Origin of the sequence: Stutzerimonas xanthomarina DSM 18231 (assembly GCF_900129835.1) — a bacterium.
GTDB classification, from domain to species: Bacteria; Pseudomonadota; Gammaproteobacteria; order Pseudomonadales; family Pseudomonadaceae; genus Stutzerimonas; species Stutzerimonas xanthomarina.
The window spans coordinates 123219-138616 of the sequence record NZ_FQXA01000005.1 but is presented as its reverse complement, the minus strand read 5'-3'; the positions used below and the strand labels follow the sequence as shown (position 1 = coordinate 138616).

Genomic DNA, 15398 nt, shown 5'->3' with positions numbered 1-15398 from the left:
CGAATATTCCTTGTTGATAGTCCACAGACGTTACCCAGCAGAACCCGAGAGGTAAAGCATCGTGACTGACCGATAAGTCATGGTTTGCAACTGGCAGCGCCTGGCGACACAGGGGCAAAACTAACAGTCGTCGACTGGCTCCGGTTCGAGCTCGAAGACTGCAAGCAGTTCGGGATGCAGGATTGCCTGCAACTGAGGGTCAGCAATGAACAGACCGTGGGAGCCGTCCGGAATCCCGCTGCTGATCCTGTAAGGCGTTCCATCGGCATCGACTGTCAGCTGGGACAGGTCGAGATAACGAGGCTCACAAGGCATCTTGTTCGCATCACGCAACACCACGACCTTCGGCCTAAGGTGCAGTTGTGCATGCTTCTCCAGCACCAACCCGACCTCTCCCGTGTGCAGCTCCACCAATGTTCCTACCGGAAACACGCCGAGCCAGCGGATGAATTCATGAACCAACGCTTCGTCGAATTGCTGCCCGGCGCTGCTGCGCAACACGTCGTACGCTGTCTGGATCGGGCGTGCATCGTCATAGGCACGGTGGCTGGTAATCGCATCGAAGGCGTCGACTATAGTAATCACCCGAGTGACAAACGGGATCTGGTACTGGTCAAGCCCCTGCGGATAACCTTTGCCATCCAACCGTTCATGATGGCCATGCGCCGCGTGAACCGCAGCGGCAGGAATGTCTTCCTGACTGCACAGGGCCTGAAAACCAAACGTCGGGTGCAACTTGATGTGCTGGAATTCTTCCTCGGTCAGCTTGCCCGGCTTGTTCAGGATCGCCGGATCGATCTTCATCTTGCCTACATCATGTAGCAGCCCCGCAATGCCCAATAGTTCGATCTTGTCGTCGGCCAACCCTAGGTGCGTTCCAAATCCCATTGCCAGGATAGATACAGAAAGGCAGTGCAGACTCGTATAAAGATCCTGAGTCTTCAGACGCGTCAACCAGAGCATGGCGCTTTCGTTACGAAGCATGCTTTCGAGGTTTCGCTTAACCAATGCCTGACAAGCCTTGGTATCAATCGCCCGACCCTGCTGGACGTCCAGTAGAACCTGATCCAGAACCAGCGTACTGCTGATATAGGCCTCGCGCGCTTCCTCCACCTCAAGCGACAGCGGGATGCGGGCCATCTTGCGCGTCACGCGCAGCGGCGTCGCCGAAGGTACGATCATCTGTCCCTGATCGATCATCACGCGGCGAGTGTCATCAACGAACACGTAATCACAACGTTCGCGCACCGCCTGGATGTGCTCGAGCTTAAGCAAGGGGAAGCCTTGGAACAGGAAGTCCGTCTGCCGCCACGGCCGATCCAACTCACAGATATACATCCCGAGTACCAAATGGCTGACATGCAGGCGACGTTTGGTGGGGATCTCTGCCACCTCAGGCCGCTTACGCTTTGTTCTGAATAACTTCATCGAAGCCTTTCCTGGCTCTCACTATTCACTGCGCATAATTGCGCACAGGCTTACAGCAGTATCTTCGCCGTTCGAACCCTAGAGCAACGATAGGTTCATTACCACGCTAGCCTACCCGGTTTTCCAACATCCTCCTTAACCGCATGAAAAAACTAAAAAACTTTTTGCCATCCGCTGGTTCTTCGGCTACATTAGCGCGCCTCGAAGGACATCGCGCCTTTCGAGACCCGGTGAGGTGTCCGAGCGGTTGAAGGAGCACGCCTGGAAAGTGTGTATACGAGAAATCGTATCGTGGGTTCGAATCCCACCCTCACCGCCAGATCAAACACAAAGCCTCGTTTATCGAGGCTTTGTCGTTTCTATCACATACGTTTCGAAAAGGCATCCCGCGTTTACGCGCTGAATCTGAGTCAATCATTCAGGGACAAGCGCAACGCTGCACGGCTGCCCTTGGTGTTTCGATTCCACCCGCATTGGAAGCTTCGAAAAAGAAGACGTTTCCAATCGAGCCATCCGGCGATGCGGCATCCAAAGTCACCGAGCGGCTTCTCGCTGACGATGATGCAGACACTTCGTCCCGAGGCTGGCCGCGCCCATATAGGCTAGAGCTAGGCGAGACCAGCCGCGCTCGAAGTCGAAACCACAGCACTCTAGTCGAAGCCCCCGCTACGCAATCAGATTGCCAGCAGCCCGCGAGGGCAGCGCCACGCCACTGACGGGGCGCACTAAACAACCATCGGTTTTGCGTGGCCCGCATATTGCTTTCTTTAACGAAAGCTTGAATTACAACTCGCAAGCTCGAGATCGGTCTGGGACAGCGAGGCTGCCCCTGAGAATAACCAGAACAATTAAAAGGCCGCCATCATGTTCAAACAGAAGAAGGTTAGACAGGCTACGATGATCCTGTTCGCCACAGCAGTAATTCTGATATTGCCGAACCTCACGCGTCTAATCAGTTGATACCGCCAGAATGAGGCACCCTATGAAAACGCTGTCCCGACTGTTATTTCTAATGACTGCAACGGTAGTGACCACTGCCGCCAATGGAGGTCAGGTCGAGCAGCCAGCCGCGCTGGAAGCATTGCAGCGAGCGGACAGCGTCCTGATCGACGTGCGCACCGAACAGGAGTTTGCCGAAGGCGCCTTACCCGGTGCCACGCGTATCGAGACGGAAGATCTTACTGAGCACATCGCCACTATTGCCCCAGATAAAAATGCTCCCGTAGTGCTCTACTGCCGCAGCGGCCGCAGAGCATCAGCCGCACAGGCTCTGCTCCAGGAGTTGGGTTATAGCCAGGTAATCAACGCTGGCGGTTATCAGGAGTTGAACGGGCTCGTGCCGCTTCGCTGAAAGCACTCACCTTACGCCGCGCGCGCGCCTTCCTCTTTCACCTCCCTTCTGCTGGGAACTATTGCGCTGCAGTGGCTACTGAAAAAGGAGCCATTGCTTAAGCGCTTGGTCGCGCATACCGGGAGGAAACCAGTTTGATGAATTGGGACGTAGTGTTGAACGAAGGCCTCTGGATCAACATCGCCATAATTGTTGGCATCACGCTTGTCAGCTATCTCATCCTGCAGGCCATCCTGCGGATCATCACCAACCGTCTTCGCAAGATGGCAAAGGGCTCCAGAAGCGGTTTTGTTGGCATCGCCGCAGAGATGCTCAGCCGAACCAGTCACGTTTTGCTGATCGCCCTATCGCTGCTGATCGCTCTTAAGATCGTCGACCTGCCAGAGCGCTGGGAAACAGCGATGTCACACGGCTGGTTCATCGCACTGGCGTTCCAGATCGCTTTGTGGATGGACACGGCGGTTCGCCTGTGGATGGAAAGCCTGACCCAAGACGGCAAAGCGCGAAATCCGGTCACCACGACCATCATTGGAATCATGGTCCGAATCGTTATCTGGACAATGATGTTGCTGTCGATTCTGGCGAACCTGGGCGTCGATATCACGGCGATGGTCGCCAGTCTGGGTGTCGGCGGTATTGCCATTGCCCTCGCGGTGCAGACGCTGCTCAGCGATATCTTCGCTTCGCTGTCGATCGGCGTCGACAAGCCTTTCGAAATCGGCGACTTCGTCGTCTTTGGTGCAGTCGCCGGGAACATCGAGCACATCGGGCTCAAGACGACGCGGATTCGCGCCCTCAGCGGCGAACAGATCGTCTGCGCCAATGCCGATCTGCTCAAGCAAATCCTGCACAACTACAAGCGCATGAACACGCGTCGCATCGTGTTCAAGTTCGGAATCACCTACAACACGCCATCGGACAAGGTGCGCGAAGTTTCGGCGTTGGTGAAACGCATCATCGATGGCATCGAAAACGCCAACTTCGACCGCGCGCATTTCCTGGCCTTCGACGACAGCCAGCTGACGTTTGAAGTCGTCTACATCATGCAGGTCTCGGACTACAACGCCTACATGGACGCCCAGCAGGAGATCAACTTGCAGCTGCTGGACGGCATCCGCCAGATGGGCCTGCAATTCGCCTTCCCCACCCGCAGTGTCGAGTTCATCGGCGGGCAGTTTCCAGAGGTGACGGTGGCGGGTGTGCCGCAGGAAAAACCGGCCGCCAACCAGGAGACGCAAAGCCAACGGGCGAATTGAGGGTTCCCATGGCGCCCTGACCCTAAGGCCGGGGTCGTCAACCCATCAACTCATCGGAGACATTTTCTTGTGCGTTTCGATCAGCTGCGGCACCACGCCAGGATCGGCCAAGGTCGAGATATCGCCCAAGGCGTCGTACTCGTCGGTGGCGATCTTGCGCAAGATGCGTCGCATGATCTTGCCTGAACGTGTCTTCGGTAAGCCCGGCGCCCACTGGATCGCATCGGGCACAGCAATTGGCCCGATCTCCTTGCGCACCCACTGTTGCAGTTCCTGGCGCAGCTGATCAGAAGGCTCCTCCCCAGCCACTAGCGTGACGTAAACATAGATACCTTGCCCCTTAAGCGGATGCGGCACGCCGACCACAGCCGCCTCGGCCACCTTGCGGTGAGCGACCATGGCGCTTTCGATTTCCGCAGTACCCATGCGATGCCCGGAAACGTTCAGCACATCATCGACCCGACCCGTGATCCAGTAGTAGCCGTCCTCGTCGCGCCGGGCACCATCACCGGTGAAATACATACCGCGAAAGGTCTTGAAGTAGGTATCGACGAAGCGATCGTGGTCGCGATAGATGCCACGCATCTGCCCAGGCCATGAGTCGAGAATGACCAGATTGCCCTCGGTCGCCCCTTCGAGCAGGTTGCCAAGGTTGTCCACCAACCCAGGTACGATGCCGAAGAACGGCCGTGTCGCGGACCCTGGTTTCAGAGCCGTTGCGCCTGGCAACGGGCTGATCAGAATGCCCCCCGTCTCGGTTTGCCACCAGGTGTCGACGATCGGGCAGTGTGATTTGCCGACCGTCTCGTAATACCAGTGCCAGGCCTCAGGATTGATCGGTTCACCCACGGTACCGAGCAAGCGCAGACTCGAACCATCGGCGCCCTCCATCGCTGCCGGGCCTTCGGCCATCATCGAACGAATTGCAGTCGGTGCGGTGTAAAGGATGTTCACCTGATGCTTGTCGACGATCTTCGCGATCCGCGTGACATCCGGATAGTTCGGCACTCCCTCATATATCAGCGTTGTGGCGCCATTAGCCAGCGGCCCGTAAAGGATGTAGCTGTGCCCGGTGATCCAGCCGACGTCGGCAGTACACCAGTAGATCTCGCCCGGCCGGTAATCAAATACCCGCTCGTGGGTCAGGGCTGCGTAGAGCAGGTAACCGCCGGAGGTATGCAGCACGCCCTTCGGTTTGCCGGTCGAGCCCGAGGTGTAGAGGATGAACAGCGGCTCCTCCGCACCCATCTCCTTTGGCGCGCAAACATCCCCAGCCACGCGCATCAGGTCTTCGTACCAGATGTCGCGATGCGGATGCCAGCGGATGTCACCTCCGGTACGCCGCACCACGATAATCTTCTGCACACAACGCGTCTGCGGGTTGGTCAGCGCCTCATCCACATTGGCCTTCAACGGCACCCGTTTACCACCCCGCAGCCCTTCATCGGCAGTGATCACTACCTTGGAATTGCCATCGATGATCCTTCCGGCCAAAGCTTCTGGCGAGAAACCACCGAAGACCACCGAGTGAATCGCGCCGATGCGTGCACATGCCAGCATCGCCACGGCAACTTCGGGGACCATCGGCATGTAGAGGGTAACCACGTCGCCCCGATGCACATCCTGCCCACGTAATGCATTAGCGAACTTGCTCACCTCATGATGCAGCTCGCGGTAGGTGATTTCACGGTGTTCGGCCGGGTCGTCACCTTCCCAGATGATCGCAATTTCATCGCCGCGGGTTTCGAGATGGCGATCCAGACAATTGGCCGCTACGTTCAGGGTGCCATCGGCGAACCACTTGATGTCGACATGGTGGTCATCGAAGGACGTCTGCTTGACCTGCGTGAACGGCTTGATCCAGTCGATACGTTCGGCCTGCTCACGCCAGAAGCCGTCAGGGTTGACCACAGACTGTTGATACATGGCTTTGTAAGTGGCTTCATCGGTCAGCGACTGAGCAGCCGCCTCTGGACTTACCGGATACAGGGACGTAGCACTCATGGCGAATACCTCATTCGTCGGTCTTGTTATCGTCTCGAACAACCCTGTCTCACAGGCGAACCATACGAATCAAACCAAGCGCCTGAGCGACTTCACGTTGGAGCTACACGGGCCTAATAGCGTTCCCCATAGACTGAACCAACCAGGAACGCATCGCTGCTATAAAGCATAGACGCTTCGGCCAAGCTGTACTTTGCCGCCTGCGGTGGTCATAGATATGCCGGGGCACGCGCCCTTCATGCCGAGGTTCAAGGATGTCAGATCCAGCCAACGTGTTCTTTCGTGTCGTTAAACGCATCAGGGAGAGCATCGCCCTCTACCCGGTCCTGATCCCCGCCGTTTACTTCGTCATCGCCACCCTGGTGTTTGCCTTCGAGTCGACGTCCATTGCCGCATCACTACACGACGAGCTACCGCCGGGCCTGATCGATGCCGATAACAGCCGTGAAATCCTCGGCACGCTGATTACCGGCATCATCTCGCTCACGGTCTTTAGCTTCTCCATGGTCATGGTCGTGCTCAATGGCGCTGCGGCCCGCCTGTCACCGCGGGTGCTTCCCGGTCTGATCAGCGACACGCGCAATCAGGTGATCCTCGGCGTCTACCTGGGCAGCATCGTCTACTACCTGCTGATGATCGGCGCCCTGAACAAGAACGACCCGGCCAGCGTCCCGGCGCTTGGGCTGCTGCTGGCGTTGCTGTTCGGCATGCTGTGCATGGCATTGTTCGTCGTGTTCATTCGTTCGGTGTCGCAATCGATTCAGGTCGACTGGATCCTCAGCCAGCTCTATAACGATGCATCAGCCAACCTGGACAAGCGCAGGCGGCGCATCGCTGGCGTCATCGGGATTCCCGACACGACCGACTGGTGGTGCCTATCCGCAGCCCGGCCGGGGTATCTGCGCGAGGTGAACGAACGGCGCCTGGGCAAGCTGCTGCGTAAACGCGAAATGGTTGCCGTGATTCAGGTAGAGCCGGGCTTCTTCCTGATCGAGGGCTACCCATTGATCAAGTTCAGTGAGTCGCTGAGCGACGAAGAGGCTAACGAAGCACTCGACTGCTTCGACTTCCACGACAATGAATTTGCCGGCGCCAATGTCTCCTACGGCATGCGACAGATCTCGGAAATCGCGGTCAAGGCCATCAGTCCCGCCATCAACGACCCCGGTACCGCAATGCGTGCCGTCAATCTGATCGGAGTACTGCTGAAACGACTCGGCGGCGTACTTCCGTTTGATGTCGGTTGCGTCGATGAGGGTCGTCCGCGGCTTTTCTATCCGCAACTCAAGATGCTTCAGATACTGCAGACCGCTATCGCGCCGATCCGTATCTACGGTGGCCATGACCCCCAGGTGTTGATCACGCTGTTGCAATGCATCAAGAACGCGCTGCATGGCAACCCAAGCGACGAGCAGCTCGAAGCGCTTCATGACGAAATCTGGGCGTTGCGAACAGATGCTGATGTCAAGGTGGGAAATCCCCGTGATCGTCGAGCGGTAAACGAAGCGATCGAGCGCTTGGCAGAACTCCGGACCGGATCACCGGCCGTAACCCCTCTGCCGCTCCACCGGAAGCACCCAACCAGCCCATCGACGTAAACACCGCCTGCTCGCCTCGGATGCTTCTGCGTTAATGGCCCGTCTTCAAGCTTTGCGGTTTGACTGTGCGGGTTGGTCACTCGACGCGCGCGCAGGCAACGAGCAATTTGTAGGCGCCCGCCCTGGAGGCGAAACGTTTGTCACGAACGACAGCAAGTCTCAACCCGTTACCAGATGTGCGTCCCCCAGCGGGACTGCCGGTAGTCTGGGCGGTAGATTGCGGTGGCTACTGCGTCGGTCGACCGCTTCGGTTGCTCATCAGGTCGAGTCCGACCTCCCCATTTGCTGTGCTGAAAGCGGCCTGACGGCGAGGTCAGCGCTCGCCCTCCTTACGAGGCCCACCATGGCTATCCGGTAATTGCCCGCAAGCTGGCGCTCGGTCATCCTTCGAAGATGACCCGACCCGCCATAGGTGTTGTGATGAACGGACAGAACGAGAGCAGCTTGCCGCTGCATGGCCTCAAGGTCATCGAGATGGGCCAGCTGATCGCCGGCCCCTTCGCCAGCAAGATGCTCGGCGAATTCGGCGCCGAGGTGATCAAGATCGAGCCGCCGGGCGTCGGTGATCCGCTGCGCAAATGGCGCAAGCTCAAGGACGGAACCTCGCTCTGGTGGCACGTGCAGTCACGCAACAAGCAGTCCGTGACGCTCGATCTGAAAGCCGCCGAAGGCCAGCAGATCGTCCGTCAGCTGGTCGCCGAAGCCGATGTGCTGGTCGAGAACTTTCGCCCCGGCACACTCGAAGCCTGGCGCCTGGGCTGGGACGAACTGTCCAGGCTCAATCCTCGTCTGATCATGCTGCGCATCTCCGGCTATGGCCAGACCGGCCCCTATCGCGACCTGCCCGGCTTCGGTGTGATCGGCGAAGCCATGGGCGGGCTGCGGTACCTGTCCGGTTATTCCGGCCAACCACCGGTACGGGTAGGCGTGAGCATCGGTGATTCGCTGTCGTCGCTGTATGGCGTCATCGGTGTACTGCTCGCTCTGCAGGAGCGCAACCGCAGCGGCAAGGGCCAGGAAATCGATGTCGCGCTGTATGAGTCGGTGTTCGCCATGATGGAAAGCCTGGTACCCGAGTACGACGCCTTCGGCTATGTCCGCGAACCCGCCGGCAGCGCGCTACCTGGCATCACGCCCTCTAACTCCTATCTGTGCAACGACGGCGCGTACGTGTTGATCGCTGGCAATGGCGACAGCATCTATAAGCGCCTGATGACTCTGATGGGCCGACAGGACCTGGCCGACGATGCTCGTTTCGCGCATAACGACGGCCGTGCCCAGCACGCCGAATTGATCGACACCGCGATTGGCGAATGGACCGTGCAGCACAGCCGCGACGAAGTCATCGAGGCACTGAAAGCGGCGCGCGTCCCGGCCGGCTATCCCTACACCGCCGCCGACATCGTGAAGGACCCGCACTACCTGGCGCGGCAGATGATCGAGAAGGTAGAAACCTTCGCCGGGCCGCTCAAGGTCCCGGGCGTGCTCCCCAAACTCAGCCGCACGCCCGGTCGAATTGGCGCGGGCGGGCCTCATTTGGGTGAACACACCGACGACGTACTGGAAGGGCTTGGCCTGAGTGACGATCAAGTTCGCGGGCTGCGCGAACGGGGAATTATCTAACGGTGCCATTCGCCGCGGGCAGCGCTTTATCGGGCATTCGGATCAAGGGTTTCTACGGTACTTTCATCCACGACACCGACATGGCCGAATCGGTATAGATCGAAGACCGAGGCCAAATAGGCCAAAACCCCGCTGGCGCGACGCGGCACTCAAAACGCTCTCCACATTCGAAATGGGGTCGCTCATACCTAACAGAGCTGATACCGCATCGACGCCTCGCATGTCGGTATCTGTGCCGCTCCAACAGCCAACCCGGCGCTAGCGGGTTTCTGCAACGAACGTATTTGGTTACTCGTCTTCGTTAACCCTATCTCGCAGCTCTTTGCCCGGTTTGAAATGCGGGACGAACTTGCCATCGAGCGGAACGGATTGGCCGGTCTTGGGGTTACGACCGACACGGGGCGCGCGGTAATGGAGGGAAAAACTGCCGAAGCCGCGGATCTCGATGCGGTCACCAGTGGCCAGCGCCTGCGCCATCTGCTCGAGCATGGTTTTGATCGCCAGCTCCACATCCTTGGACGAAAGCAGCCCTTGTTGGGTGACGATACGTTCGATCAACTCCGACTTGGTCATGGTTTTCCCTTCGTTTTCAAGCGGCTAGATCATTTGAGTTGCGTTCGTTTGTAGCACGTTGCTCAGACTTTGAACAGCCCGATCAACGGACCCGCCACACGCTTGTGTTGTGCAGCTATATCAAAACGTGCTGAGCGAGAGAGGTACTCCAGTGCGCTAACCGTCTCGGTTGAAAAGAGTTGACTGCCCGACAAAGGTCCAGCGCGCTTGCACGGGCTAGACAGCATGAGTTCGGGAGAAATTAGGGTGACCGTGACGTAGCGATGCCCCTGTGCTGAGGCGAACTCGTCCATCATCAAGCGGCGGGACCCGAAGCTGGTCAATTGAATACGAGGCCAGCGAGAACAGCGCCCGTGAAGTACGGGACAGTATCGAGGCCGTCGAAGATGTTGCCGAGGCGCTTTTCAAGAATGTTTTATTCGCCAACTCCAGCGCAATCAATGACCGAGCGACCAGCTAATACTGCCGACGCGATCAGCGCGTCAGAACTTTAGCGGGCAGGCTGCTGCGCGCCCGCTATCTAACCAGCTAGGCAACCGACGTCGGGATGCGCTAGGAGCGGTCACCAAGTCGGTAGCAGCGTTCTTCCAGGCGCGTAAGTCCACGCTGTAGAAATTTCCAATTGCTTTCGTTCAGTACATCCGCGTGCTCCAGCAATTCGATTTTCCAACGAGCGCTCAACAACTCGCGAACCTCAGCATCAGCCACTGCGAATGGTGGGCCAGACATCTGCTCCTGCTCGTAGTCCAACGTGATCAGCAGCCCCTGGCAGCCCGGTGCTAGGATGCTGACAAGATGTTTGACGTAACGCTGACGCATGTCGGCAGGCAATGCGATCAAGGCAGCCCGGTCGTAGAGTGCCTGGCAGTCAGTCACATCATCGGAGGTCATAGCGAAAAAATCGCCACAGCGGATTTCCACGTTACCCGTTCGGTAGATCTTGAACTCTCCGTGGACCCTGACATCCGGGACCAGCCCATGCTCGGCAAAGAAATCCTCTGCTGCGCGCTCGCTTAGCTCTACACCCAGCACGTCGAAACCCTGCTCGGCAAGCCAAGCCATGTCGAGGCTTTTGCCGCACAACGGCACCAGAACGCGGGCGCCTGGGCCCAACTTCAAGCCGGGCCAATGGCGGCGCAGATAAGGGTTGACCTCGTTTAGATGAAAGCCGATTTCGTTACGTGCCCAGCGACGCTGCCAGAACGCTTCATCCATGTTGAGATCCTCATGAGCGATGTTGGTCGGGCAGCTTATCAGAGCTGTCTTCGCCCGAAACACCGCTTCAGCTGGAGCGCAGTGCTGCTTCTGGATCCAAGCCGGCGTCACGCATCTGAGCGAGCTTGTAACGTAGGGTACGCGCACTGATGCCCAGACGGTCAGCCGTCTCCTTACGGCGCCCGCGCTCCGCGCGCAGGATCTCCAGAATGAGCTCGAATTCGCGACGCCGCAGGTCGTCGCCTAACGCCCCCGTTACTTCGGTTGGCATTGGAGCGACCAAAGGCGGGGTCACGGTTCCGCCCGCAGTGGTTCGCGCCAGCGATGCGAAGCCGGCGGCAGCGGTCAGACAGAGATCGTCCGGTCGGATCAACCCTCCCCGCTGCAGAATCAATGCGCGCTGAATCGCGTTGTCCAGCTCGCGTACGTTGCCGGGCCAGGCATGACCGAGCAGGCACTGACACGCCTCGGATGTCAGTCGCGCGCCGGGCTGACGCATTTTCGCCGCATGATTGGCCAGCAACCGCTCAGCGAGCGGCACGATATCGGCCGGCCTGTCACGCAATGCCGGCCAGGCGAGCGGGAAGACCGAGAGGCGGTAGAACAGGTCTTCACGGAAGCGCCCGTTGCGAACTTCTTCGCCCAGATCGCGGTTGGTCGTGGCGACGATACGAATGTCGAGCGGTATCGGCTTGCGTCCACCAACGCGCTCGACCTCTCGCTCTTGCAACACTCGCAGCAACTTGGCTTGCAATGCCAGCGGCATTTCAGAGATTTCGTCGAGCAGCAGCGTGCCACGATCGGCCAGCTCGAACTTGCCTGGCTGCGTCGCGATGGCGCCAGTGAAAGCGCCCTTCTCATGACCGAAAAGCGTCGCCTCCAGCATGTTGTCTGGAATCGCTGCGCAGTTGATCGCCACGAACGGCTTGTCCGCTCGCGATGACTGCTGGTGAATAAAACGAGCCAGCACTTCTTTGCCGGTTCCGGACTCCCCTGAGATAAGTACGGTCGAATCGCTTTGCGCCACCCGGGCAGCCAATGCCAGCAGCTGCCGACTCGCAGGTTCAACCGCCACAGGCCCCTGTGTATCGGTAGACCCAAGCTGGCCACAGGCATGTCGGCCGACCAGGTCGAGCAAGACTTTGGGTTCGAACGGCTTGACCAAGTAGTCCACAGCCCCCTGACGCATGGCTTCGACGGCGCGCTCGACCGCCCCATAGGCGGTCATTAGCAAAACCGGCATCTGCGGATACCGTTCACGCACAAGCACCTGCAAGGCGTGGCCGTCCATGCCAGGCATATTTACGTCACTGACCAGCAGGCCGAAACTTTCCTGACCCAGCGCGAGTAACGCGGCCTCGGCGCTATCAACCGCGCGGTAGCAATAGCCGCCCAGTTCGAGGGTATCGCCTAATGCTTCGCGCAAAGCGCGGTCGTCTTCAACCAGTAAAACCTTCACACCCATGGTGCTACTCCGAATGGGACCGAGAGAGCAGCGGAAGCAACGGCAACCGCACGGTGGCGCAGGTTCCCCTGCCGGGGCGAGAACGCAGCTCGAGCGCGCCTGAATGGGCGCGCGCTACCGAGTTGACAACAGCCAGGCCGAGGCCGGTCCCGGTCGCCCGGGTGGTGAAAAAGGGTTCGCCGAGTCGGGCGAGCGTTGCTGCATCGATGCCGATGCCGTTGTCGCTGATGCTGATGCGCAACGCCTTGCCACGTGCAAAGAAGTGAATCTTCAGTTTGGTATCGCCGCTCGCAGCCTGGAGCGCATTCTCGATCAAGTTGGCCAATGCACCGACCAAGGTGTCGCGATTGCATAACAGGGCACCGGTCTGGGTGTCACACTGCCAGCGAACGGCGACGCCTTCCAACTTGGTCTCGGTCGCTGCCCTAAGCGCTCCCAGCAACTCGGCAGGGGTCACCCGGTCTTCCAGCGGCAGATCACCGCGAGCGAAAACCAACATGTCACGAACCTGATGCTCCAGTTCGTTCAGCCGGTCCTTCAGGCGACCAGCGAATCGCTGCTGGTGCTCGGCCGACAACCCACCCTGCTCCAGATGGCTTGCATACAGCAGGGCTGTCGATAATGGAGTGCGGATCTGATGAGCCAGCGACGCCACCATCCGGCCCAGCGCAGACAAACGCTCATGGCGCGCCAGCTGGTCTTGCAGCCGCCGCGTCTCAGTCAGATCGGTCAGCAACACCAGCTGCCCCGGCTCAACATTCAAGGATCGGGTAGCGATGGAAACGCGACGCCCATCCTTCAATGAGATCTCGTGACCATCATCCCTACGAGGCGAGAAGCTCCGCGCGATCACCTCACGCCAGAGCGACCCTTCGAGCGGCGCACCCAGCAGCTCAAGCGCAACCGGATTGGCTTCGCGGACCCTGCCCTGGCCATCAATGACGATCACACCGCCAGGTAACAAGTCGAGCAGGCTTTGCAAGCGGTTCGCCAGGCGCTCCTTCTCGTCAAATTCCTGCAAACGCTGCGCAGCGCTTTCCGCGAGCTGAGATTTCAACTCGGCTACCCGTGCGTGCAACATAAACTGGGAATCGCCCAACTGGCTGGACATGTGATGGAACAGTGCGAGCGACTGTTCGAGCTCGTCGCTTGCGCCAGCCTTGGCCGCGCATTGAGCTGGATCGGTGGAGCGGGTCGCTGAAATCACGGGCACACGTATCCGTCAAAAAGATGGTCGGTAACCTGTGAACCAGCAAGGATCATGCCCGTGATAACAGATCCAGAAGGGCTACGCCGCAGGGAGCAGCGGCGTAGCATAACGAGTCACTCGTCGAGATCGTCTTCGCGACGGTTCATCCCGTATTTACGCATTTTCTCTACCAACGTAGTCCGCCGCACCCGCAGCCGCTCCGCGGCCCGTGCAACGACGCCGCCTGCATCTTCGAGTGCCTGCTGGATGAGCCCTTGCTCCAGATTGCCCAGGTAATCCTTCAGATCAAGGCCTTCCACGGGAAGCATGGCGTGCGCGTCCGTGGCGATGATGGGCGCGTTTATCGCAGCGCGTTCTTCCATCTCGTCGTGCAGGTTGGTTGCATATTGCTCGTCGTCATCATCGACATGGCGGAATTTCTTCGGCAGTTCCATAACGCCGATCACGCCATACGGATGCATGATGGCCATTCGTTCAACGAGGTTGGCCAGCTCCCTTACGTTACCGGGCCAATCGTGGCGACAGAGGGACATGATCGCAGCCGAATTGAAACGGATGGAGCCTCGCTTTTCGTGCTCCATGCGCGAGATGAGCTCGTTCATCAGCAGCGGAATATCCTCGATACGCTCGCGCAGCGGGGCCATTTCGATCGGGAAAACGTTAAGCCGGTAATACAGGTCCTCGCGGAAGCTACCGTCCAAGATCATCTTCTCCAGATCTTTGTGCGTCGCGGCGATGATGCGTACATCGGCATTCTGCGTACGGTTGCTACCCACCCGTTCGAAGGTGCGCTCCTGCAGGACGCGCAGCAGCTTTACCTGCATAGGCAGCGGCATGTCGCCGATCTCGTCGAGGAACAGCGTGCCACCTTCAGCCAATTCGAAACGACCGGCACGCGAAGTGATCGCGCCGGTAAACGCACCCTTTTCATGACCGAACAGCTCGCTTTCCAGCAACTCCGCCGGAATCGCCCCGCAATTGACGGGAACGAAAGGACCTTTACGGCGCTTGGAATGGTAATGCAGGTTGCGTGCAACAACTTCCTTACCGGTTCCCGATTCACCTAGGATCAATACACTCGCTTCGGTGTCGGCAACTTGCTGCATCATCTGGCGTACGTGCTGAACTGCACGACTGGTACCCACCAGGCTGCGAAACAGATTAGGCTCACGCTGTCGCCCGCGTGCCTTGGCCTTATCGTTCATTTCCCGGTAGATCTGGGCCCGGTGAAGGGAATCGAGCAGCTTGTTGTAGCTCGGCGGCATTTCCAGGCTGGTCAGCACGCGCTGGCGAATCTCATCTGGCCATTCGGCTGGCACCGGTTCGCCAATCAACAACAGCGGCAGATTTTCGTCCCACTTGCTGATCTGTTTGAGCAACTCAACGGCGCCGCCCTTCGCTGAAACATCGCCAAGCATCACCCCGAGGACGTTGCGGCTTGATTCCAGTGAATCGACCGTAGCCTGCCATTCGCTGCTGACGCATGACAAATGATCTTCGCTGAGAAAGTTCAGAATGACCGTCAGATCCCGGCGACGATCCTGATCGTCGTCTATCAACAAAATTTTGGTTTCACGCCACATCTTGTTTATAGCTCTAGAGGCTGAAAAGAAGCCCGCGCACGTCCTCGGCAGAACGGCAGCGTCATCGGCAGATAGCGTCTAGTTAATTAAAA

General features: G+C 58.7%; 11 protein-coding genes and 1 tRNA gene. 5 read left to right on the top strand and 7 right to left on the bottom strand.

What is annotated here, in order from left to right:
* Window positions 1–120 precede the first annotated feature (120 nt).
* Window positions 121–1428: an HD-GYP domain-containing protein gene (locus tag BUE09_RS14135; RefSeq protein WP_073301573.1), complete on the bottom strand. Its 1308-nt coding sequence runs from the start codon at window positions 1426–1428 to the stop codon at window positions 121–123.
* Window positions 1429–1657: 229 nt separating this feature from the next.
* Here BUE09_RS14135 and BUE09_RS14130 point away from each other — a divergent pair.
* The 3 genes from BUE09_RS14130 to BUE09_RS14120 all read left to right on the top strand — a co-directional run bounded on the left by BUE09_RS14130 (window position 1658) and on the right by BUE09_RS14120 (window position 4035).
* Window positions 1658–1747: transfer RNA gene (locus BUE09_RS14130), tRNA-Ser, on the top strand.
* A gap of 663 nt (window positions 1748–2410) precedes the next feature.
* A complete protein-coding gene (locus BUE09_RS14125) occupies window positions 2411–2779 on the top strand; it encodes a rhodanese-like domain-containing protein (protein ID WP_073301571.1) in 369 nt (122 codons plus the stop codon).
* Window positions 2780–2916: 137 nt separating this feature from the next.
* Window positions 2917–4035, top strand: a complete 1119-nt coding sequence (locus tag BUE09_RS14120; protein ID WP_073301569.1) for a mechanosensitive ion channel family protein — start codon at window positions 2917–2919, stop codon at window positions 4033–4035.
* A gap of 45 nt (window positions 4036–4080) precedes the next feature.
* On the opposite strand, the gene acs is transcribed toward BUE09_RS14120, so the two are convergent.
* Window positions 4081–6039 carry an acetate--CoA ligase gene (acs, locus tag BUE09_RS14115; protein ID WP_073301566.1) on the bottom strand — a complete coding sequence of 653 codons (1959 nt, stop codon included), beginning with the start codon at window positions 6037–6039 and terminating at the stop codon, window positions 4081–4083.
* 254 nt (window positions 6040–6293) lie between these two features.
* Here acs and BUE09_RS14110 point away from each other — a divergent pair, with 254 nt between their 5' ends.
* Window positions 6294–7637 carry a DUF2254 domain-containing protein gene (locus BUE09_RS14110; RefSeq protein ID WP_073301564.1) on the top strand — a complete coding sequence of 448 codons (1344 nt, stop codon included), beginning with the start codon at window positions 6294–6296 and terminating at the stop codon, window positions 7635–7637.
* A 420-nt stretch (window positions 7638–8057) separates the two neighbouring features.
* The gene (locus tag BUE09_RS14105) at window positions 8058–9260 is read left to right on the top strand and encodes a CaiB/BaiF CoA transferase family protein (RefSeq protein ID WP_073301562.1); all 1203 of its coding nucleotides are present in this window, start codon (window positions 8058–8060) and stop codon (window positions 9258–9260) included.
* A gap of 288 nt (window positions 9261–9548) precedes the next feature.
* Here BUE09_RS14105 and ihfB read toward each other — a convergent pair whose 3' ends face one another.
* The 5 genes from ihfB to BUE09_RS14080 all read right to left on the bottom strand — a co-directional run bounded on the left by ihfB (window position 9549) and on the right by BUE09_RS14080 (window position 15306).
* The gene (gene ihfB / locus BUE09_RS14100; protein ID WP_019340642.1) at window positions 9549–9833 is read right to left on the bottom strand and encodes an integration host factor subunit beta; all 285 of its coding nucleotides are present in this window, start codon (window positions 9831–9833) and stop codon (window positions 9549–9551) included.
* 552 nt (window positions 9834–10385) lie between these two features.
* Window positions 10386–11048, bottom strand: a complete 663-nt coding sequence (locus tag BUE09_RS14095; protein ID WP_073301560.1) for a thiopurine S-methyltransferase — start codon at window positions 11046–11048, stop codon at window positions 10386–10388.
* 67 nt (window positions 11049–11115) lie between these two features.
* Window positions 11116–12513, bottom strand: coding sequence for a sigma-54-dependent transcriptional regulator (locus BUE09_RS14090; protein WP_073301558.1), 1398 nt, complete (start codon window positions 12511–12513; stop codon window positions 11116–11118).
* Window positions 12514–12517: 4 nt separating this feature from the next.
* A complete protein-coding gene (locus BUE09_RS14085; protein ID WP_231975604.1) occupies window positions 12518–13624 on the bottom strand; it encodes a sensor histidine kinase in 1107 nt (368 codons plus the stop codon).
* 212 nt (window positions 13625–13836) lie between these two features.
* Window positions 13837–15306, bottom strand: a complete 1470-nt coding sequence (locus tag BUE09_RS14080) for a sigma-54 dependent transcriptional regulator (RefSeq protein WP_073301554.1) — start codon at window positions 15304–15306, stop codon at window positions 13837–13839.
* Window positions 15307–15398 lie beyond the last annotated feature (92 nt).